Below are 20390 nucleotides of genomic sequence, written 5' to 3'. Positions count from 1 at the left end.
GGGCTACTATTATGTAGTTACCAATTTTGTAACATCTATGGAGAATAATTATGCTTAAATATATTAGTACAACATGGATCCATTTTATTTTAGTGATTATTGCTGTCATGCTTGATGGTGGTATATCATTATATTTGGCGCCAATATTATTTAAATTACCAATGGCAGCAACCCCGTTATTATCATTGATAGTTGTTATGATGCCAGTTATGACAGGACATACTAAACAAATTAAACCTTATTGGTTATATGCAATTGCTTTTTTTGCTGGTTTGGTTATTGATATTTTTTATACGGGAATTATCGGTCCCTCAGCAATTGGGTTTTTATTAATTTTAAAATTAACTGAATTTATTCAAAGGTATTTAGACTACAGTTGGCTATCGTCATTAGCTGTTTGGTTTGTTTCAACAACAGTTTATATGATTTATGACTATTCTGTTTTTGGTATCATCAATTTAGTCAATCTAAGCATTACTAATTTTATTATGTTTCGTCTATTCCCCACAATTATTGTTAACTTAATGTTATTAATTATTGTATATGAACTTATTATGTACTTATATAATGCGACTAAAAAAACAGATATTTCATCGTATAATGTGACACCAAGAGATTTAAATGGTCGTATTATCTTAGACTCGCGTACGCAAAGAAATATGAAAAGATAATATTGACTTATAGTTTAATTTAATCTATATTATTGTAAACAGTAATTATAAAAAAATTTGATTGGAAGAGTAGTCTAAATATTTTGCTTAGAGAGTTACGCTAAAGCTGAGAAGTAACCAAGATATTAGATGAACCACACCCAAGATTATTGGAGCCTAATCGTTCCCGTGTCATGACGTTATGCATGAGTCCCTTTTAAATTTAAAGGGATTAGAGTACTAATTAGTAATGATTAGTTAAACTGAGGTGGAACCACGATTAATCGTCCTCAAGCAATTTATGTGATTGCTTGAGGGCTTTTTTTATTTAATTTTAAGGAGACAACGTATGGACTATATGATGCAAATTTTGCCAAGTTTATTAAATGGGCTAAAAATGACAATTGGTGTTTTTGTACTAACATTGATTGGATCAGTACCACTGGGTATGGTGATTTCATTGGCATTACGATCAGATATCTATCTACTAAAGTGGGTTATGAATACTTATGTATGGGTAATGCGTGGCACACCGCTATTATTGCAAATCGTCTTTGTTTATTACGGTTTGAGTCTCGCAAATATTATGACATTACCGCGATTTGAGGCTGCAGTAATTACTTTTATCCTGAACTATGCTGCTTACTTTGCTGAAATATTTCGTGGGGGGATTCAAAGTATCCCACAAGGGCAATACGATGGGGCTCAAGTTTTAGGCTTAAGCAAATTACAAACAATGTGGAAAATTATTTTTCCACAAGTTACAAAAATTGTGATGCCATCGGTTGGTAACGAAGTTGTTAACTTAGTAAAAGATTCATCGTTGGTTTATGTCATTGGTTTAGGAGACTTAATGCGTGCTGGTAATATTGCAGCCTCACGTGATGTAACGCTAATACCATACTTATTGGTGGGAGTCATTTATTTGATTCTAATTGCTTTAGCAACACTTATTCAGCGTCGTATAGAGAAAAAAATGAATTTTTATCGTTAAGGAGTAAGCATATGTTAGAGATTAAGAATTTAGCTAAAGTTTTTGGTGAGCGTGTTATTTTTAAAGAAATGAATCTAACAATCAATGATGGTGAAGTTTTGAGTATCGTGGGACCATCGGGAATTGGGAAAACAACTTTTTTGCGTATTTTAGCAGGTTTGCTACCAGCAGATCAGGGTGAATTAATTTTAGATAATGAATCATTAGACATCACGGGAAATCGACAAGGTGCTCAGGTTGGTGTAATTTTTCAAGATTTTAATCTATTTCCTCATTATACGGTTAAACAAAATGTTGCTTTAGCACCGCAATTGGTAAAAAAAGTGGCTAAAAAGGAAGCTGAAAAAGAGGCTGAAGAATTGTTAAAGAACTTGGGATTAGTTGAACAAATGGATCAATATCCATTCCAATTATCAGGTGGTCAAAAACAACGTGTTGCTATTGCAAGAGCTTTAGCAATGAAACCGGGGATTTTAGCTTATGATGAACCAACATCAGGATTAGATGCAGAATCAACTAAGCGTGTTATTAAAGTAATTCAGCAGTTAAAAACACAAGGGGTTACGCAATTAATTGTGACACACGATTTGCCATTTGCGCAGGCAGTTGCTGATCAAACATTCGACTTTGGGGTTGATGTTGCTCGAGGAGGAAGTTTATGATTAAACCAAAGATAAATTGGCGTCGTCAGATAATTGGTAATGGCTTGGTTCTTCTTGTCATTGCTCTGATTGGTGGCTTTTTCTGGTATCGAACAGTTCATAGTCAAGATACATGGCGGCAAGTTACGGCAGATAAAACAGTAGTTGTTGGTATCGATGATACATTCGTACCAATGGGTTTCCGTAATAAAGATGGTAAATTAGTTGGTTATGATGTTGAATTAGCTCGTCAGAGTTTGAAAAAGATTGGTTTGAAAGCTAAGTTCCAAGTGATTGATTGGTCGATGAAGGAAACGGAATTAAAGACCGGACACATTGACATGATTTGGAATGGTTATACAAAAAATGCTGATCGTGCCAAAAAGGTGGCCTTTTCTGATTCTTATCACCATGATAAACAGGTGATTGTCTCAATGAAAAATCAACAAATTAATCATTTACAGGATTTAAAAGGTAAGAATCTGGGTGCTCAGACAGGATCTTCAGGTCTGTTAACTTATAATGAAAAGGGAAATAAGCTAAAGAAAATTGTTGGTGCTGATGCACAACCGTACGATACTTTTGATAAGGCGTTAAATGATTTACAAGTCGGCCGTTTAAATGCAGTATTAATTGATGCTGATTATGCAGGTTATTATATTGCTCATGAAAAAAATCCACAATCCTTTAATATTATTGATACTAATTTTGGTAAAGATGCTTATGGAGTGGGAATGCGAAAAGGTGACGTCACGTTAATCAAAAAAGTTAACGAAGCACTAGCTAAGTCTAAAGCAGATGGTACCATAGATAAACTATCACAAAAATACTTTGGGGTAGATAATAAATAGTAAAAAAATGAAAAGTTTATTAATGGAAGGGTAGTGTAATAAAACCTATATTTCATTAGTAAACTTTTTTATTATTACGATAATTTTATCTGATAATTAAATCATATGATGATATAATGACTGCAATAAATAATAAGGGATGGGGTTAGTTATGAAAACAGATATTGACATTGCACAAGCTGCAGATGTTTGGCCAATTGAAAAAATTGCACAACAAGCAGGTTTAACGTCAGATGAATGGGAACCATACGGACGAGATAAAGCTAAAATTCAATTACATGATTTAACAAAGCAACAAAAATTGGGTAAATTAATTTTAGTTACGTCAATTAACCCAACACCAGCAGGTGAAGGGAAGTCGACAGTAACGGTTGGGTTAGCAGATGCTTTGGTATCACAAAAACATAAAACGATGGTTGCCTTACGTGAGCCTTCGCTGGGACCAGTAATGGGGCTAAAGGGAGGTGCTACTGGTGGTGGATATTCACAAGTAGTACCAATGGCTGACATTAATATGCATTTTACAGGAGATTTTCATGCTTTGACGAGTGCGCATAATACTCTGGCAGCCTTGATTGACAATAGTTTATATCAGGGTAACCCATTGAATTTAGATCCACGACGTATGCTTTGGAAGCGGGCTTTAGATGTCAATGATCGTGCATTGCGTCACATTACAATTGGTTTAGGGGGACCAACGTCAGGTGTACCACGTGAAGACGGTTTTGATATTACAGTGGCTTCTGAACTAATGGCAATTTTAACATTGTCAAAAGACTTGGAAGACATGAAAGACCGTATTTCTCGTATTGTAGTGGGCTATAATTATGATAAAGAACCGGTAACAGTAGCTGATTTAGGGTTTGCAGGGGCCATTACCACCTTGTTAAAAGACGCTATTAAACCTAATTTAGTTCAAACTTTAGCACATACACCTGCTTTAATTCATGGCGGACCATTTGCAAATATTGCACAAGGAACAAACTCAATTTTGGCGACAAAATCAGCGTTGCATTTAGCTGATTTTGTTGTGACAGAAGCCGGCTTTGGGGCTGATTTAGGTGGTGAAAAATTTTTAGATTTCAAAGTCCCTCTGCTTGGCAAAGTTCCTGACACGATTGTGATTGTCGCAACGGTGCGAGCATTAAAAATGCATGGTGGTGAAGATAAAAAAAACCTCAGCACCCCAAATATAGAAGCTTTGCAAAAAGGATTGGCTAATTTGGGACGTCATTTGAAAAGTATGCAACGTTATGGCGTACCAGTTGTTGTAGCAATTAATCAATTTACGGCAGATACTGATGAAGAGCTAAACATGGTTAAAACATATGCTGCTAAATTTGATGTGCCAGCCTATATCGCTGATGTATGGGGTCTAGGGGGGGATGGTGCGCAAGAATTAGCAACGGGTGTTGTTTCAGCAGCTGATGAAGCAAAAAATTATCAACCACTTTATCAACCCGATGATGATGTATTGGTGAAAATTGAGCATATTGTTCATGATATTTATGGTGGACAGGGTGTTGAACTTTCAGATAAAGCTACTAAGCAATTGCAAACCTTTAAAAAGTATGGGTGGGATAAGCTGCCAGTAATTATGGCGAAAACGCAGTATTCATTATCTGATAATCCAAATAAAATTGGTGCTCCTGAGAGTTTTAATATTCATATTCGTGAATTTATACCAAAATTAGGAGCAGGCTTTTTAGTTGCATTAACTGGATCGGTATTAACCATGCCAGGATTACCAAAACATCCAGCAGCATTGGATATCGACATTGATAATGAAAATCATATAATTGGTTTAAATTAAAAAATAACAGAGGTGGCAAGCTTGATATAGCTTGCCACCTCTGTTTAGTTAAAAAATTAATACCATGAATTACTAAAGCCTTTACGTCGATAAAAATCGGGTGCGTAGACACGATAGCCGTTTTCAGAAAATTGTAACCAGACAAGTGCTAGTAACCAACCAGCTAGTGCTGATGCGAAGTTATAATCTGGTAACAAAACTGTGATGATGAAAGTAGCTACCCAACCGAGTAACAAAATAGTCTGTAATATAAACTGGAAGCTACTACGATAAATTTCTGGGACGATAATTAATAAAAAGTATGAAATTAATAGGGTCATATAAAAGGTAGAATGTGCAGGATAAACAACTTGTACATCATTTATTTTACTTTTAAATAATAGCGAAGCAATATTGATGATTAAGAAACCACCCACGTTTGTAATTAACACCCATGTTGCTGGAATTTTAAATTTAAAACCCCACAAGAAAAAAATGATTAAAAATGATATGAAAAATAGACCAAACCCATGACTAAAAAAGTAGAAAGGTTTTAAAAAATTTTCTAACCAATTTGGGATAACTGTTTGTGCAATAGAATGATCTATTCGCATAAGTGAATGTAATAAACCGCTATTGTGATAAGTTAAAATTGAAATCATAATAAAAAGAATTAAACTAACTACCATCGTTACAAAACGAGTACGTGATTTAGCAATAATCATAAGTGAAACTCCCCTTAGCATCTCAGCAAATTAAGATACATACTTGTGTTTAGTTATTTAAGTTTACCACGAAGGTATGTTAAACACATATATGTGTAAGATATTTAAGAACTATTTTAGTTTATGTGAAATAATTCTTGACAATTTGTCAATCATTAAAGTAAAATCAGTAATGAAATTAAATAATATATAGAGGTTGCAATCAACAAGAGTCATTTAACGGAGCTGGTGAGTTAGGATGTTAAATAAAAGGGGCGGTTGCCGAAACAATGATTATGACAATAATCATTGTTGGTGTGTCCATGAATAATGGGCAGATTGTCGCGACAAAAATGGTCGGTCGCGGAGAGCTATCGACAACACTAAAGACTAATGAGTTCCTAGTTTATACGATAGATGTGTAAACTAGGTTTTTTTTATTTTTTATAATGCGTTAGGCCTTGTTTAGGAGGAATTATGACTGAGAATCAACAAGAGACGGGTCATTTAAAGAGGACGATGAAAACCCGTCATCTCTCAATGATTGCTTTGGGAGGAACTATTGGAACGGGATTGTTTGTCGCTTCTGGGGCAACGATTTCACAAGCCGGTCCACTAGGTGCCTTAACTGCATATGCTGTAATAGGCGTTATGGTTTACTTTTTAATGACTAGTTTGGGTGAAATGGCAACTTATATGCCAGTTGCAGGTTCCTTTTCAGTTTATGCTGATCGGTTTGTTGATCCAGCATTTGGTTTTGCAATGGGATGGAACTATTGGTTTAATTGGGCAATTACTGTGGCCGTAGAAGCAGCAACAGTTGGAGTTGTGATGGGATTTTGGTTGCCTGATGTACCAAGCTGGATTTGGTCAGCTGCAGTATTGATTTTGATTACAGCAATTAATTTGTTGTCAGCCAAGGCGTATGCTGAAACTGAATTTTGGATGGCGATGATTAAAATTATCGCTGTCATTGCCTTTTTGCTAGTTGGATTATTAACGGTATTGGGAATTGTTTTCCATCAACCAGATGTTGCCCGCAATTTGTCAGCTGGTGGTCACCATGGCTTTATTGGTGGCTTTGGTGGTATCTTATCAGTCTTTATGGTAGCAGGTTTTTCATTCCAAGGGACTGAAATGGTTGGAATTACGGCTGGTGAGTCTGAAACACCAGAAAAGTCAGTGCCTGCAGCTGTAAAGCAGATATTCTGGCGGATTTTGTTGTTTTATATTCTATCTATTTTCATTATTGGTGCAATTATCTATTATAAAGATCCAAACTTACTACGTTCAAGTGAAACTAATGTCGCTGTGTCACCATTCACGTTAGTATTTAAGTCAGCAGGATTAGCAGCGGCAGCTTCAATAATGAATGCAGTCATCTTAACAGCCGTTGTTTCATCAGCAAATTCAGGGCTTTATGCATCAACTCGTATGCTTTATGCTATGGCTGTCGATGGAATGGCACCTAAGGTATTTAAAAAGGTTAATTCTAAGTCGGGAATTCCAGTCCCAGCTGTTATAGCAACGGTTGTTGTCGGATTACTTACTTTTGTAACATCAATTTTTGGTCAAAACTTGTATTATTATTTGGTAGCTGCATCTGGTTTGACTGGATTTATTGCATGGATTGGTATCGCCGTTTCACATTATCGATTCCGTCGTGCTTTCACAGCACAGCATCGTGATGTTAATAAGTTGCGTTATAAGGCAAAATGGTTCCCAATAGGACCGATAATTGCGTTAACACTATCAATTATTGTTGTAATTGGTCAAGATACAGGGTCATTTAAAGGTTCAATCATGGACTGGAATTGGCCAGGTATTATTACAACTTATATGGCACTGCCTTTATTTGCAATTTTGTACTTTGGTTATAAAATTAAGCATCATACAAAATTACGTAAGTTAACGGAAGTCGACTTGGATACTGATGCACGTTCGCTAGACTAATTAAGAGTTTATTAAAAGATTAGAACATCCTGTTCTAATCTTTTTTATATGTCATTATTTACAAATTAAATTCTATTTTATGATAGCGCTTTAATTATTATTGTAAGTGCGTTTTAATTTTGTTTTAGCGCAATGTGTTCTAATAATGAAACAAATGCTGAGTTGAACTGGTATACAAAGATAGTGATAAATAGTACAATGATTGCAGATAGAAATACCAATATCTTTTACTAAGGAGAAATTTTTAATCATGAAGAAGACCAAGATTGTTTCAACGCTTGGACCAGCCAGCTCTGATGTGGAGACGATTACTAAAATAATCAAATCTGGTGCAAATGTTGTCCGTTTCAATTTTTCACACGGTGATCATGAGGAACACTTAGGACGAATGAATGCTGTTCACGAGGCTGAAAAAGCAGCTGGCAAGAAGGTTGGTTTCTTGTTGGATACAAAGGGTGCGGAAATCCGTACTACTGTACAAGAACCAGGTAAGATTGAATTTAACATTGGTGATGTTGTTCGTATTTCAATGGACGATACAATTGAAGGAACTAAGGAAAAGATTGCCGTAACATATCCAGGTTTGTATGGTGATGTTCAAGTTGGTGGTCACATCTTATTTGATGATGGTAAGTTGGATATGGTTATCACTCAAAAAGATGATGCTAATAAAGAATTAGTAACTGAAGTACAAAATCATGGTATTTTGGGATCACGTAAGGGTGTTAATGCACCTGGTGTTTCAATCAACTTGCCAGGTATTACGGAAAAAGATGCTGACGATATTCGCTTTGGTTTGAACAATGATATTCAATATATTGCTGCTTCATTCGTTCGTAAAGCTGCTGACGTTCTTGAAATTCGTGAACTGTTAACAGAAGCAGACCATGAAGAAGTTATGATTTTCCCAAAGATTGAATCACAAGAAGGAATTGATAATTTTGACGAAATTCTAGAAGTTTCTGATGGTTTGATGATTGCTCGTGGTGATATGGGTGTTGAAATTCCAGCTGAAAATGTGCCATTGGTACAAAAGAATTTGATTCGCAAGATGAATGCTGCTGGTAAGCCAGTTATTACAGCTACTGATATGCTTGATTCAATGCAAGAAAACCCACGTCCAACGCGTGCCGAAGCTTCTGACGTTGCTAACGCTGTGTTTGACGGTACAGATGCAACAATGCTATCAGGTGAATCAGCTAATGGTTCATATCCTATTGAAGCAGTTGCTACAATGGCTCGTATTGATAAAAAAGCAGAAACTTCATTGGCTATGAATGGGCGTCATGATGATCACTTTGATGCAACAGATGTCACTGAATCAGTTGCAGCAGCTGTTGCAACTGCTGCTGGTAACTTAAACATTAAAGCAATCGTTGCTGCTACTAACTCTGGTTATACTGCAAAGATGATTTCTAAGTATCGTCCAAATGCTGATATTTTGGCATTGACGTTTACTGAGAGTGTTGAACGTATGTTGAGTATCTACTGGGGTGTACAACCAACGATCACTGAACCAATGGGTAATACGGATGATATGATCGAAAAGGCTAAGTCAGAAGCTGTTAAATCAGGACTAGCAAGCAAGGGTGATACAATCATCGTTACTGCTGGAATTCCTGTCACAACTTCAGGTACAACTAACTTGATGACAATCGTTACAATTGACTAATTTTAAAAATAAACATCCATAATTTTTCGGTAAAATATGACTCAATGATTAGCAGGCAACGCCTAATGAGTTAAGTTTGATTAACCAAAAATTATGGTTGTTTTTTTATTTTATTGGTAGTATGTGGGCGATAATATCATTTTGTGGTATTCTTAATTAAATTAATATAAACGAGGGATGTTCATGAGTTGGCAAAAAATTGTTGTGGAAACACAAACAGAATCGATTGAAGCAATTAGTAATATTTTAATGACTAATGGTGCAGAAGGTGTTGAAATTGATGACTCTGCTGAATTAGATCATTATCAACCAGCAGATGCAACAGTGATGGTTAAAGCGGAAGATATTGTTCATCGTACATCTGGAGCTAGTGTAAGTGGTTATTTTGCTAATGAGACTGATCTGGTATTGTTAACGAATAAAATACAATCATCAGTAGATGAGTTATCTGATTTTGGGTTAGATGCACATCCTGGAACGGTGACAGTTCAAGCTGTCTTAGAAGACGACTGGGCGACGGAATGGCAAAAATACTACCATCCAGTACGGGTTACAAGACATATTACCGTTGTCCCAAAGTGGGAGAATTATCAACCAATACAAAAGGATGAACAAGTCATTGTTTTAGACCCAGGTATGGCTTTTGGAACGGGCACGCACCCAACCACACAATTAATGATACAGGCACTGGAAGTGGTTGTTCGTGGTGGTGAAACAGTTATTGATGTTGGAACTGGCTCTGGTGTATTAGGAATTACAGCCCGTTTATTAGGCGCTGGTGATATCTTGGGAACGGATATTGATGACGTTGCAGTGACATCAGCACAAGGTAATGTTGATCTAAATCCACAAGTAGCTGATATGCAGTTAATGGTTAGTGATTTATTAAATGATGTACCAAACCAAAAGTATGATATCGTTATTGCTAATATGCTGGCAGAAGTATTAGAGTTATTGATACCAAATGTAGGTAATGTTCTACAGCCTAATGGACGATTATTATTATCGGGTATTTATTATGATAAACGTGATAAGATGATTTTTGATTTGCAAGAAAATGGATTAGTTGTTGAACAATCAATGAAGTTAGGTGATTGGTACGGTATTATTGCTAAATTTAATAGCGAGGACAATTAATGCAAAGATATTTTTTAGACGAAACACCAACGGGTCAACAATTTAAATTGCCTGAAACGGTAGCTCACCATTTTATAACAGTCCTACGCAGTCGTGAAGGGGCTAAAGCTGAGTTTGTCTTACCCAACAGTCAGGATGTCGTCATCGGTGAAATTGCAGAATTACATGATGATTATGTGTTGATGACCATCATATCCCGGCAAACATTAGCTGTTGAATTACCAGTAGATACCACCATTATTATTGGATTAGCTAAGGGAGATAAATCAGAATTTGTTGTTCAAAAGGCAACTGAATTAGGTGCACATCATATAATTATTGTCGAAACAGACTGGTCTGTTTCGCATTGGGGCCAAAAAGCAGCTAAAAAAATAGTGCGATTAAATAAGATAGCAGCTGCAGCTGCAGAACAATCACATCGGTTAAAGATACCTGATGTGACGTATGTTCCTAAACTAACAGAGTTGTCATTACCAAAAGCAATGACTAAAATAGTCGCTTGGGAAGAAAGTGCTAAAAAGGGTGAAACAGGTCAATTAGTACAAAAATTACAGGCTTTGCAGCCAGACGATGCGATTTGTTTTCTATTCGGTCCTGAAGGTGGTTTGACACCGGCAGAAATTGACTACTTGTTAGCGGAAGGTTTTGTAGCCGCTGGCTTAGGACCACGGATTTTACGAGCTGAGACAGCGCCAATGTATGCGCTAAGTACATTAAGTTATGTTATGGAATTAAATAAATAGTAAATATAGAGGTTTTTAGATGAAAAAAATTAATAAAACTTTTGATTGGCGATTTTGGATTTGGATGCCAATTTTGGGTATATTACTCCCTTATATTTTGAATAAAACAGCATTGACTGTGAACTTTAAAATAATTATGTCACTCTTCATTGTTAACATGTTATTTAGTGTACTAACAGGAATGTTTTTACGTCGAACTGGATCTAATTGGGCGTTACTACTTGTTTGGCCAATTATTTATTTGATATCAATTTGGTTGCAAATTAATTCGGCTTTCTATGGATATTATTTAGCAATCTTATATTTGATTATCGAAATTTTTGCCTTTACAAGTGGCCAAGAAGAAGAGCTGGATTTTGAAAAACAAATTTCAGTTGACGGTGGTTTTCGAGAAGTTTAAATTTAAGCTTAAAAAGCGTTATCAGATTATCTGATAACGCTTTTTTGTGTTTAAAAATACCCACAATTGTAAGAATTATGTCAAAAAAACGATTACGCCCCTATATATCAATATTTATGTAGGTAAATCTATTGAAAATAATGGTGGATAATGGTGGGGAAAGGTGGTTGAAAGTGGGATATTGTGGTAAATTAAGAGTATTGAATTGTTAAACAAAGTGGTGTACTGGATTCATTAATAATACGAATTTTTATAAAGGAGGATTGGCTGATGTTCATGGGAACTTTTCAACATGTATTAGATACTAAAAATCGGCTAATTATTCCGGCAAAATTTCGTAATCAACTTGGTGAATCTTTTGTGATTACACGTTGGATGGATCATTCGCTACGTGCCTATACGCTTGAAGGATGGCAAGACTTTTCAAAAAAAATTAATGCATTACCTGAAACAAATACTAAAGCGCGCCAATTTAAGCGGTTTGTTTTTGGGGGTGCTGTTGAAGTTGAATTTGATAAACAAGGACGTATCAATCTCTCACCAACATTGCGTAGTTATGCTCAAATAACAAAAAGCGTAACAGTCTTTGGAATGGGTGATAATATTTTCGAATTATGGAGCACTGAAAAGTGGCAAACATATGAAGATAATACTGCCGAAAATTTTGATGACATTGCAAATGGATTGGAAGAACTAGAGTTTTAATATTAGTTCGAAAAAGGTTTGAAGGGAACAAAGAAGCCAATGACAGAGTTTAAACATGTAACAGTGTTATTAAAAGAAGCGATTGAGGCATTAAATGTCAAACCAGATGGCGTTTATGTTGATGCGACACTTGGTGGTGGCGGTCACTCGCAATTATTAGCAAGCAAATTAACAACCGGTAAGTTATGGTCATTTGATCAAGACGAAACCGCAATTACTTTTAATCAGGAACATCTTAAAAGCGAATTATCACAAGGTAAAGTTAATTTCATTCAAACTAATTTCCGTAATCTTAATGATGCACTAGTTGAGAATGGCGTACCATCGTTTGACGGCATTGTGTATGATTTGGGTGTTTCATCACCACAATTCGATGATGGCCAACGTGGTTTTTCATATAATTATGATGCCCCACTTGATATGCGTATGGACCAATCACAAGCATTAACAGCGCAAACAGTGGTTAATGAATGGTCATTTCATGAGTTATTGCGCATTTTCTCACGTTATGGTGAAGAGAAGTTTGCTAAGCAGATTGCTCGTAAAATAGAACATGAACGTGAAATTAAACCAATTGAAACGACATTTGAATTAGTAGATATTATCAAAGCTGCTATCCCTGCTGCTGCAAGGCGCAAGGGAGGACATCCAGCTAAAAGGACTTTTCAAGCAATTCGAATTGCTGTTAATGATGAGTTAGGTGCTGTAGAAGATTCGTTAGCGCAAGCGTTAGATATGTTAAACGTTAATGGTCGCATTACGGTGATTACCTTCCACTCATTAGAAGATCGTTTAGTGAAGACAATGTTTAAAGAAAAAGTAACAATTCCAGACTTACCATCTGGTTTGCCGATTATTCCAGAAGAAATGCAACCTGATTTTAAATTAGTCGTACGTAAGCCTATTTTGCCTTCCGAAGAAGAACTAGCGATAAATCGTCGGGCACATTCTGCTAAACTACGCGTTATTGAAAGAATCAAGTAAAACTGATAGAGGAAGGCTTATTATGGACGGACTGCCAAAATACCGTAATAATTACAATGAAAATGTCGTTAGTAAACCAGTTAACCAACCAAAAATAAAAACTAATAGTCAAAGTAGAGCTAAGAAAATAAAATTAGCCAAACCTAAGTGGAATGCTATGGATTTAGTTATGGTTGGTGCCGTGGTAGTGACTATTATTGCAGCTGCATTTCTAGTGATTTTTATGGCAAATAAAAGCACAACAACGAATACACAATTAGCAGCAACTTCAGCGCAGCTAGAACAAGTGCGCAATAAAAACAATACATTGAAGCAACAAGTCAGTGATTTATCAAGCCCTAAACGATTAAACAGTATTGCTGAAAAAAATGGGTTAACACTGAAAAATCAAAATATAAGGAACGTAAAGTAGCATGGTAAAAAAACAACGGATGCCAAAACGTAACCAAGCGGATAAAAATAGTCGCAATACAGGTAAACTTTTGCTTATATTGATGATAGGTGTGTTGGTTGTGTTAGGAATCCGTTTTTCTAGTATCTCAATCACAAAAGAGGTAAAAGGTCACAAATTAGACCAAGCAGCGCAACTAATTTATCAAAGTCAAAATGATATTCCTGCAAAGCGTGGCGAAATTTTTGACGCAGTTGGTAATTCCCTAGCAGAGTCCTCAACAACGTATACATTGGCTGCTGTATTAGATAAAAATCAAAAATCAGCAAAAGGAAACCCAATGTACGTTAAAAAAACGCAGGATGCTAAAGTTGGTAAGCAACTAGCAGGTGTCCTTGGTGGTGAAGCCGATTTTTATGAAACATCTATAAAAAATGGACGTAAAAGTAAGCTACAGCAAGTCCAATTTGGTACAGCTGGTTTAAATTTGAGTGTTCAAAAATATAAACAATTGAAGAGTATGAATATTCCTGGATTGACTTTTACGAGTAGTGAATCAAGACTTTATCCGAATGGTACATTTGCATCAGACTTGATTGGTATTACTAAAAAAGAGCATCGCGATGGTGGTCAAACAATTTCTGGTATTTCAGGAATGGAACAATCGTGGAATAAAAAATTGACTGGTCGTAATGGTGTCAAAACAACGTCAACGGATTCTACTGATCATAGTGTTTCAAAGAAAAACTTAGCTGTTAAAAATGGTTATGACGTTTACACAACGATTAATATGAAATTACAATCAAACCTTGAAAAAAGCATGCAGCAATTATCTGATGACATGAAGCCCAAAGCTGCAATAGCCGTTATGATGGATACAAAAACAGGTAAAATTGTAGCCACAACGCAGCGACCAACTTTCAATGCTCAGACAGGTGAAGGATTAGGTGACTTATGGACTAATCAGTTGTATGGTACAGCATTTGAACCAGGGTCTGTATTAAAAGGAATTACACTAGCTGCTGCAATTGACACTGATAATTGGAATCCAAATGCCCTTTATAAATCTGGAACACTTAAAATTGGTAATAAAAAAGTTACTGATTGGAATAATGGTGAAGGATGGGGAACCATTAGTTATGCCCGTGGAATTGCAGCATCATCCAATGTGGCAATGGCCTTAACGGAGCAAAAGATGGGACCAAAAACATGGCAGAAATATCTTAATAAATTCCAATTTTTAAAGTCAACTAAATCAGGATTTCAAGATGAAGCAGTTGGAAACATGCAATTTCAGTATCCAATTGAACAAGCCAATACGGCTTTTGGTCAAGGTATCTCAGTGACACCTTTGCAAATGATTCAAGCATATTCAGCTATTGCAAATAATGGTAAGGAATTACGCCCACAAATCATTGAAAAAATTGTTGATCCGAATACAAAGAAAGTTGTTTCACAACCAAAGCCGGATGTTATTAGTAAACCAATTAGTAAGGAAACGGCTAAGGCAACACGTGAGCAATTAGAAGATGTTATCTATTCAGAACATGGTTTAGGTAAGGATTATGCAATTCCAAATGTTAAAACAACTGGTAAATCAGGTACTGCCCAAATTGCAACTGCACTTGGATACTCAGCACCTGGTAATAACAGTGATGAAATTCATTCATGGATGGGGATGGCACCGTCTGATAATTCAAGGTATTTGATGTATATTGTGACAAAACAACCGCAGAAAAATACTGAAAATATTACCAAAGATATGTCAGATGTTTTCAAGACTAATATGCAACAAGCACTAGATTTATCAGATAATGATAACAAAGTTGTTGTGAGTGAAAACCAACAAGTTAAAGTACCAACGGTTGTTGGTGGTTCGATTAGTGATGCTCGTAAAGAAGTTAAAGCAAATCATCTAACACCAGTTATTATGGGCGATGGTGATGCGGTTAAATCACAATCGCCAATGGCTGGTGATGAATCACTGATTGATCAACGTGTCTTTTTAAACACTGGTAAAAATATTACTGTACCGAATATGCATGGCTGGGCAAAAAGCGATGTCTTATCTTGGGCACAGATGGCGCATGTAAAGGCCATTATTAAAGGTAATGGATTTGTAACCACACAGTCGTTAAATAAGGGAACAGCTCTATCTGATGGATATCATGAGATTACAGTTGAATTTAAAAAGCCAAATGAATAAAAATAGAAACACATGTGAGTGAGAGGAGTAGTCGAATGTCGACTTTTTTACTGGGACTAGTATTTAGTCTTATTGTTACGGTATTAGTAGTATCACGGTTACGTGATTGGTTTAAAAAAATCAAGGTTGCGCAGATGGTCATGCGAACAGGTGAACATGAACCAGATCATGCTGCAAAAGCTGGCACACCAACAATGGGAGGTGCTGCTTTTATTCCAGTAATCGTGATTGGGTTTATTTTACTATCGTTTGTTACTAAAAATACAGGATCAACTGGATGGGCCACTTTAATTGCCATTATTGTATTTGCAATTGTTGGTGCTTTTGATGACAGTATTAAGGTATTTAATCACCGTGATGAGGGATTACGCTTTTTGCCAAAATTATTTTCCGAAATTGCTGCTGCTATTTTAGGAGTCCTTGTTTTGGCTATTGGCAAGTTCGACTTTTTCCTAACCTTACCATTTGGTTTAGGTGAGTTGCACAGTATCGTTGTGTATACCTTATTTACAATCTTTTGGCTGGTGGGATGGTCAAATGCAACCAACTTAACTGATGGTTTAGATGGTTTGGCTTCAGGGACCGCAATCATTGCCTATATTGCCTACTTAGTGATTGCAATTGTTCAAGGTGATACAACAATGATTTTGTTAGACGCTTTGATGATAGGAGCTCTACTAGGATTTCTAGTCTTTAATCATTATCCAGCAACAATATTTATGGGTGATACTGGTTCACTTGCATTGGGAGCGGGCTTGGCTATGAATTCATTGGTGTTACATCATGAATGGTCATTGTTGATTATCGGTTTTGTTTTTATGGTGGAGACATTGAGTGTCATTATCCAAGTAACCAGCTTTCATTTCTTTAAGAAACGCATATTTTTGATGACGCCAATTCATCATAGTTTTGAAAAAGGCGGGTTAACCGGTAATACTAATAAACCTTGGAATGAATGGCAGGTTAATTTCTTTTTCTGGGGCGTTGGGTTAGTTATGGCTATTATCTACTTTCTTATTTGGTTCTATTAAACACATAATAAAACATTCATGGGGGTTACCCCCATATACATATCTAAAAAGAGGTACTAAATAATGAATAAAAACGTATTAATCATTGGATTTGCTCGTTCTGGTGCGGCTGCGGCAAGCTTATTATTAAAAGAAGAGGCCCATGTAATCGTTTCGGATCCCAAGTTAGACGAAACTGATGCGAAAGTTGTCGCATTAAAACAAAAGGGAGCGCAATTTACGACTGAACAATCGGACGCATTGTTGACCGGTATTGATTTAATTGTGAAAAATCCAGGTATTCCATACACAATTCCTATTTTAGTAGCAGCAAGAGAACGACAAATTCCAATTATTGTGGAAGTTGCTTTGGCACAAAAATATATTTTAGATAATTGGGTTGCCGTAACAGGTTCTAATGGTAAAACCACGACAACAGAAATGATTGCATCAGTGTTACGAAAAATATCAACAGCTGAAAAACATGTTTTAGTTGCTGGTAATATTGGTGTGCCAGTCAGTGAAGTTGCGCCAACAATGACCAAAGAGGATGTTTTGGTAACTGAATTATCATCATTTCAATTAATGGGGATGCCACAACCTAAACCGCATATTGCAGTTTTGACAAATATTTTTGCATCACACTTGAATTTTCATGGTAGTCGTGAAAATTATGTTGCAGCGAAAATGAACATTACAAATCAGCAAACATCTCATGATTACTTTGTTGTAAATTATGATACAGAGGAATGGCGTCATTTGGCACAACAAACGAAAGCGCAAGTTATTCCATTTTCACGGCAAGGTAATAGTCAAGCTGGGTCATATCTTGAGGCAGATGCATTATATTACCAACAAGAACGAATTATGGCTGCAAGTGAGTTGGGTGTTCCGGGTGAGCATAATATTGATAACGCTTTAGCAGCAATTGCTGTAGGTAAATTGATGTCAGTACCTACGAAAGATATTGTCCAAGCACTGAGTGAATTTTCAGGGGTTGAACATCGCCTACAATACATTGGTAATTTTGATGGTCGAAAAGTGTATAATGATTCAAAAGCAACCGATATTGAAGCAACTGAGATGGCTTTATCTGGATTTAATGAACCGGTTGTACTATTAGCTGGTGGCCTAGATCGCGGCGATGATCAGATGCGATTGCTATCAGCAATGAGAGAACATGTAAAAACTTTAATTGTATTCGGTCAGACGGCTGATAAATTGGCACAAGTTGGTAAACAACTAAATATTCCTGTTATATATGCACAAGATGCACCACATGCTGTGCAACCTGCATTTTTGCAAAGTAAACCTGGCGAAGTGATTTTGTTATCACCAGCAGCAGCTTCATGGGATCAATTCCCTGATTTTGAAACCCGTGGTAATTTGTTTGTTACTGCTGTTAAAAAAGTAGCACAGTCACAAGAAAAAAATAAGGAGGCTTAAACATGCGTATTATTGTATCTGGTGGTGGAACTGGTGGCCATATCTATCCAGCATTGGCAACTGTTAAACGATTAATGGCACAGGAAAAAAACACCCAAGTATTATACATTGGTAGCCAACGTGGTCTTGAGGGAAATATTGTTCCAGATGCTGGCTTTGATTTTAAGCCTTTACGTGTTCAAGGATTTCATCGTTCATTATCTCTTGATAATGTTAAAACCATTTACTTATTTTTAAAAGCAACGCGTGAAGCAAAAAAGTATTTAGAAGCTTTTAAACCTGACGTTGTGGTTGGAACTGGTGGATATGTATCAGGACCTGTATTGTATGCAGCACAGCAAATGGGAATCCCAACTGTTATTCATGAACAAAATTCAGTAGTCGGTGTCACAAATAAATTTTTGGCACGTAAAGTGACCAAGGTGGGTGTTGCATTTCCAGCAGCATTACCGGCATTTAAAGATAATTTAGCAACGGTTGTTGGTAATCCACGTGCACAAGAGGTAGTGGATGGTCAAGGGAGCTTTAACTGGGATGAAATTGGCTTGAAAGCAGAGGTGCCAACCGTATTAGTATTTGGTGGTTCACAGGGGGCGATTAAGATTAATGCATCAATGGTAGCAACTTTAAATGACTTTGCTGATAAACCTTATCAAGTTATTTTTGTTACGGGGTCTAAGCGGTATGATGATGTTAAACAGCAAATGACAGAAAAAAATATTACGGTAGCTAAAAATGTTGCAGTTGTTCCTTATATTAGTAATATGCCGCAATTGATGCCTAGGGTATCACTAGTTGTTGGTCGTGCAGGTGCAACGAGTTTAGCTGAGCAAACTGCTTTAGGAAAACCCATGATTTTGATTCCTAGCCCTTATGTTACTAACGATCATCAAACTAAGAATGCGCGTAGTTTGGCTAGCGCAGGTGCAGCTGAGATGATTACAGAAGATTCATTATCAGGTACAACGTTGTTTGCAACGATTGATCAATTGATGACTGATGACAATAAGCGTCAAGTTATGGCTAATGCAGCTATGAAAATGGGTGTATCTGATGCAGCTGATCAATTTATTGGCCTAATCAAAAGTGCCATTCAGTAGGACTTGTGTGAAGAAATGTAGGAGATTGCGATGACTGAGAAAAAAGAAAATCCGCATAATGAACAAGACAATGCGAATTCTCCGGATATTCAAACTCATTTAAATGAACTATTATCTGGAGACGATGGGTCATCGAAGACAAAATTGTCTGGTAAAGAAAAAAAATTGTCAAAAATGAGGCGCATTAAAGCCAATAAGAAGAAGGCAAATGAATCAGATAAATTAACACCATTACCAACTGATCAGAATATAGACAATGATAAAACAAAGACTAAGAATTCACAAAATGGTCGACAAATTGAATGGAAACAACTTTTATTTCCACATGAATGGCGGGCCTTTAAAACAATTGTTGTCCTATTAATTGTAGCAGCAGGTTTAATCTATTTAATTTCCCCCGCTAGTCAAGTAAAAAAATATGATGTTGTTGGGACACAAGAACTATCTGATAAAGCTATTTTAAAAGCGGCGGGATTACAAAAAGGACAGCCTTTGTTAACGACGCTATATCAAAGTGATTATTTTAGTCAGGAAGCTAAAAGTAAAAATCCACAGATTGCGCATTTGAAATTAACGCTAAAATCAGATAATACTTTGCAAATTAAAGTTGACGAAATTTTAAAAGTTGGTTATGTAAAAGCAGGGAATAAATATTATCCGATTTTAGAAAATGGGGATATGTTAAATCGCGAAGTGAGTGAGCAACAAGTAGGTGGATTACCACTTTATGATGGATTTACGTCTGCAAAACAATTACATAAAACATTGGCAGAATTTGGTGAATTATCGATGCCTTTGCGACATGCAGTGTCTGAAATTGTGTGGTCACCGACTGAACAGAATAATCAACGTTTATTAATTTATATGAATGATGGTAATGAAGTTTTAATTAGTGCAAATGAATTATCGAAAAAAATGAAGTATTATCCAGGAATGGTGGCACAATTAGACCAAGCTGGGCAAGCAGATTTACAAGTTGGTGCATATTTTAAGCCATATAAGTAATAAAAC

General features: G+C 36.2%; 19 protein-coding genes, 1 riboswitch and 1 other annotated feature. Of the genes, 18 read left to right on the top strand and 1 reads right to left on the bottom strand.

The features are described 5' to 3' along the window. Positions 1-50 precede the first annotated feature (50 nt). The 5 genes from mreD (at position 51) to FFM61_RS04580 (ending at position 4949) form a co-directional block, all read left to right on the top strand. Complete coding sequence (gene mreD, locus FFM61_RS04600) at positions 51-671, top strand: rod shape-determining protein MreD (protein ID WP_074427446.1); 621 nt, start codon at positions 51-53, stop codon at positions 669-671. A gap of 48 nt (positions 672-719) precedes the next feature. Further along, positions 720-945: a binding site (T-box leader), on the top strand. A gap of 54 nt (positions 946-999) precedes the next feature. Continuing rightward, positions 1000-1644 carry an amino acid ABC transporter permease gene (locus FFM61_RS04595; protein ID WP_074427447.1) on the top strand — a complete coding sequence of 215 codons (645 nt, stop codon included), beginning with the start codon at positions 1000-1002 and terminating at the stop codon, positions 1642-1644. A gap of 11 nt (positions 1645-1655) precedes the next feature. Next, entirely contained in the window at positions 1656-2306 is a 651-nt protein-coding gene (locus tag FFM61_RS04590) for an amino acid ABC transporter ATP-binding protein (protein ID WP_074427448.1), read from the top strand. Beyond that, positions 2303-3136, top strand: coding sequence for an amino acid ABC transporter substrate-binding protein (locus tag FFM61_RS04585; protein ID WP_074427449.1), 834 nt, complete (start codon positions 2303-2305; stop codon positions 3134-3136). The genes FFM61_RS04590 and FFM61_RS04585 overlap by 4 nt, the downstream gene beginning before the upstream one ends. A 151-nt stretch (positions 3137-3287) precedes the next feature. Beyond that, positions 3288-4949 (top strand): formate--tetrahydrofolate ligase, encoded by a 1662-nt coding sequence (locus tag FFM61_RS04580; protein WP_074427450.1) that lies wholly within the window; start codon positions 3288-3290, stop codon positions 4947-4949. Positions 4950-5005: 56 nt separating this feature from the next. Here FFM61_RS04580 and FFM61_RS04575 read toward each other — a convergent pair whose 3' ends face one another. Then, complete coding sequence (locus tag FFM61_RS04575) at positions 5006-5653, bottom strand: hypothetical protein (RefSeq protein ID WP_074427451.1); 648 nt, start codon at positions 5651-5653, stop codon at positions 5006-5008. Positions 5654-5835: 182 nt separating this feature from the next. Further along, positions 5836-6014: riboswitch (Lysine riboswitch) on the top strand. A gap of 95 nt (positions 6015-6109) precedes the next feature. Between FFM61_RS04575 and FFM61_RS04570 the strand changes: the two genes are divergently transcribed. The 13 genes from FFM61_RS04570 (at position 6110) to FFM61_RS04510 (ending at position 20384) form a co-directional block, all read left to right on the top strand. Next, on the top strand, positions 6110-7585 hold the full coding sequence (locus FFM61_RS04570) for an amino acid permease (protein ID WP_074427452.1): 1476 nt from the start codon (positions 6110-6112) through the stop codon (positions 7583-7585). Positions 7586-7835: 250 nt separating this feature from the next. After that, on the top strand, positions 7836-9257 hold the full coding sequence (pyk, locus tag FFM61_RS04565) for a pyruvate kinase (protein ID WP_074427453.1): 1422 nt from the start codon (positions 7836-7838) through the stop codon (positions 9255-9257). Between the two features lie 183 nt (positions 9258-9440). Then, positions 9441-10394 carry a 50S ribosomal protein L11 methyltransferase gene (gene prmA, locus FFM61_RS04560; protein WP_074427454.1) on the top strand — a complete coding sequence of 318 codons (954 nt, stop codon included), beginning with the start codon at positions 9441-9443 and terminating at the stop codon, positions 10392-10394. Then, positions 10394-11137: an RsmE family RNA methyltransferase gene (locus FFM61_RS04555; protein ID WP_074427455.1), complete on the top strand. Its 744-nt coding sequence runs from the start codon at positions 10394-10396 to the stop codon at positions 11135-11137. Before prmA ends, FFM61_RS04555 begins: the two co-directional genes overlap by 1 nt. Positions 11138-11156: 19 nt before the next feature. Next, positions 11157-11537 carry a hypothetical protein gene (locus FFM61_RS04550; protein WP_074427456.1) on the top strand — a complete coding sequence of 127 codons (381 nt, stop codon included), beginning with the start codon at positions 11157-11159 and terminating at the stop codon, positions 11535-11537. Positions 11538-11807: 270 nt separating this feature from the next. Continuing rightward, the gene (mraZ, locus tag FFM61_RS04545) at positions 11808-12242 is read left to right on the top strand and encodes a division/cell wall cluster transcriptional repressor MraZ (RefSeq protein ID WP_074427457.1); all 435 of its coding nucleotides are present in this window, start codon (positions 11808-11810) and stop codon (positions 12240-12242) included. A 39-nt stretch (positions 12243-12281) separates the two neighbouring features. Then, positions 12282-13226 carry a 16S rRNA (cytosine(1402)-N(4))-methyltransferase RsmH gene (rsmH, locus tag FFM61_RS04540; protein WP_074427458.1) on the top strand — a complete coding sequence of 315 codons (945 nt, stop codon included), beginning with the start codon at positions 12282-12284 and terminating at the stop codon, positions 13224-13226. A gap of 22 nt (positions 13227-13248) precedes the next feature. Continuing rightward, positions 13249-13638 carry a cell division protein FtsL gene (ftsL, locus tag FFM61_RS04535; RefSeq protein ID WP_074427459.1) on the top strand — a complete coding sequence of 130 codons (390 nt, stop codon included), beginning with the start codon at positions 13249-13251 and terminating at the stop codon, positions 13636-13638. A 1-nt stretch (position 13639) separates the two neighbouring features. Then, positions 13640-15823, top strand: coding sequence for a penicillin-binding protein (locus FFM61_RS04530; RefSeq protein WP_083194481.1), 2184 nt, complete (start codon positions 13640-13642; stop codon positions 15821-15823). A gap of 35 nt (positions 15824-15858) precedes the next feature. Beyond that, positions 15859-16854 (top strand): phospho-N-acetylmuramoyl-pentapeptide-transferase, encoded by a 996-nt coding sequence (mraY, locus tag FFM61_RS04525; protein WP_074427460.1) that lies wholly within the window; start codon positions 15859-15861, stop codon positions 16852-16854. A 63-nt stretch (positions 16855-16917) separates the two neighbouring features. Continuing rightward, on the top strand, positions 16918-18279 hold the full coding sequence (murD, locus tag FFM61_RS04520) for a UDP-N-acetylmuramoyl-L-alanine--D-glutamate ligase (RefSeq protein WP_074427461.1): 1362 nt from the start codon (positions 16918-16920) through the stop codon (positions 18277-18279). A gap of 2 nt (positions 18280-18281) precedes the next feature. Further along, positions 18282-19379 carry an undecaprenyldiphospho-muramoylpentapeptide beta-N-acetylglucosaminyltransferase gene (gene murG / locus FFM61_RS04515; protein WP_074427462.1) on the top strand — a complete coding sequence of 366 codons (1098 nt, stop codon included), beginning with the start codon at positions 18282-18284 and terminating at the stop codon, positions 19377-19379. A gap of 30 nt (positions 19380-19409) precedes the next feature. Further along, positions 19410-20384, top strand: a complete 975-nt coding sequence (locus tag FFM61_RS04510; protein ID WP_074427463.1) for a cell division protein FtsQ/DivIB — start codon at positions 19410-19412, stop codon at positions 20382-20384. The last annotated feature ends 6 nt before the right edge of the window (positions 20385-20390 follow it).

The sequence above is a fragment of the Weissella hellenica genome, assembly GCF_005405545.1.
Lineage (GTDB): Bacteria > Bacillota > Bacilli > Lactobacillales > Lactobacillaceae > Weissella > Weissella hellenica.
This window is presented reverse-complemented; position numbering and strand designations above follow the sequence as displayed.

Coding starts and splice junctions, on each gene's coding strand:
- rsmH (WP_074427458.1), top strand. CDS start 12,282: ATGACAGAGTTTAAACATGTAACAGTGTTATTAAAAGAAGCGATTGAG.
- mraY (WP_074427460.1), top strand. CDS start 15,859: ATGTCGACTTTTTTACTGGGACTAGTATTTAGTCTTATTGTTACGGTA.
- FFM61_RS04530 (WP_083194481.1), top strand. CDS start 13,640: ATGGTAAAAAAACAACGGATGCCAAAACGTAACCAAGCGGATAAAAAT.
- FFM61_RS04590 (WP_074427448.1), top strand. CDS start 1,656: ATGTTAGAGATTAAGAATTTAGCTAAAGTTTTTGGTGAGCGTGTTATT.
- FFM61_RS04595 (WP_074427447.1), top strand. CDS start 1,000: ATGGACTATATGATGCAAATTTTGCCAAGTTTATTAAATGGGCTAAAA.
- FFM61_RS04550 (WP_074427456.1), top strand. CDS start 11,157: ATGAAAAAAATTAATAAAACTTTTGATTGGCGATTTTGGATTTGGATG.
- FFM61_RS04585 (WP_074427449.1), top strand. CDS start 2,303: ATGATTAAACCAAAGATAAATTGGCGTCGTCAGATAATTGGTAATGGC.
- FFM61_RS04570 (WP_074427452.1), top strand. CDS start 6,110: ATGACTGAGAATCAACAAGAGACGGGTCATTTAAAGAGGACGATGAAA.
- ftsL (WP_074427459.1), top strand. CDS start 13,249: ATGGACGGACTGCCAAAATACCGTAATAATTACAATGAAAATGTCGTT.
- mreD (WP_074427446.1), top strand. CDS start 51: ATGCTTAAATATATTAGTACAACATGGATCCATTTTATTTTAGTGATT.
- murD (WP_074427461.1), top strand. CDS start 16,918: ATGAATAAAAACGTATTAATCATTGGATTTGCTCGTTCTGGTGCGGCT.
- pyk (WP_074427453.1), top strand. CDS start 7,836: ATGAAGAAGACCAAGATTGTTTCAACGCTTGGACCAGCCAGCTCTGAT.
- FFM61_RS04510 (WP_074427463.1), top strand. CDS start 19,410: ATGACTGAGAAAAAAGAAAATCCGCATAATGAACAAGACAATGCGAAT.
- murG (WP_074427462.1), top strand. CDS start 18,282: ATGCGTATTATTGTATCTGGTGGTGGAACTGGTGGCCATATCTATCCA.
- FFM61_RS04575 (WP_074427451.1), bottom strand. CDS start 5,653: ATGATTATTGCTAAATCACGTACTCGTTTTGTAACGATGGTAGTTAGT.
- prmA (WP_074427454.1), top strand. CDS start 9,441: ATGAGTTGGCAAAAAATTGTTGTGGAAACACAAACAGAATCGATTGAA.
- mraZ (WP_074427457.1), top strand. CDS start 11,808: ATGTTCATGGGAACTTTTCAACATGTATTAGATACTAAAAATCGGCTA.
- FFM61_RS04580 (WP_074427450.1), top strand. CDS start 3,288: ATGAAAACAGATATTGACATTGCACAAGCTGCAGATGTTTGGCCAATT.
- FFM61_RS04555 (WP_074427455.1), top strand. CDS start 10,394: ATGCAAAGATATTTTTTAGACGAAACACCAACGGGTCAACAATTTAAA.